Origin of the sequence: Tepidibacter sp. Z1-5 (assembly GCF_037844525.1) — a bacterium.
Classification (GTDB): domain Bacteria; phylum Bacillota; class Clostridia; order Peptostreptococcales; family Peptostreptococcaceae; genus Tepidibacter_A.
In genome coordinates this window covers 1-502 of sequence record NZ_JBBMMD010000048.1, presented here as the reverse complement: position 1 = coordinate 502, position 502 = coordinate 1, and the positions used below count along the sequence as shown (strand labels likewise).

Genomic DNA, 502 nt, shown 5'->3' with positions numbered 1-502 from the left:
CTGTAGAATCAACTATTCTAATCCTATCAAAGTGTTTATCCCACAAGGTTGAAATCTTAGAATCCGATAAAGCTATATCGTTTAATAATCTTGTAAAGATTTCTTGTAAAAAAGCCACAGCTTTATCATTCAAACGATCATGTATAGCTTGTGTTGTGACTTCAATATCAATTTCTGAATTTAGATTAGCACTCATGGAAACAAGTGTATTTTTAGATATATCTAAGCCTGAAAAGGCACATAGATAAAGGAATTGCCAAGCTTGAAGCTTTCCTTGCCTTTGAATAAAACCAACATCCCTTGCTATTTTTTCAATTTCATCTTTTGAAATAACTTTAAGGATCTCTTGAATCATTTGCTGCATAGTATTTTTCATATTTAATGTTTTTACTTTTGACATAGATACTTCTGCCTCCTTAGAACTTTAAGTAGCATTAGTATATTATTTTTTAACGAATGAGGGCAATTAATTTGCTCTAAAATCCTTAGCTTGATGGCTATG

General features: G+C 30.7%; 1 protein-coding gene. It reads right to left on the bottom strand.

Annotated elements, in window-relative coordinates; all coding sequences use genetic code 11:
- A partial coding sequence (locus WJW32_RS12320; RefSeq protein WP_340258761.1) for a hypothetical protein occupies nt 1-400 on the bottom strand: 400 nt, incomplete at its 3' end.
- Nucleotides 401-502 lie beyond the last annotated feature (102 nt).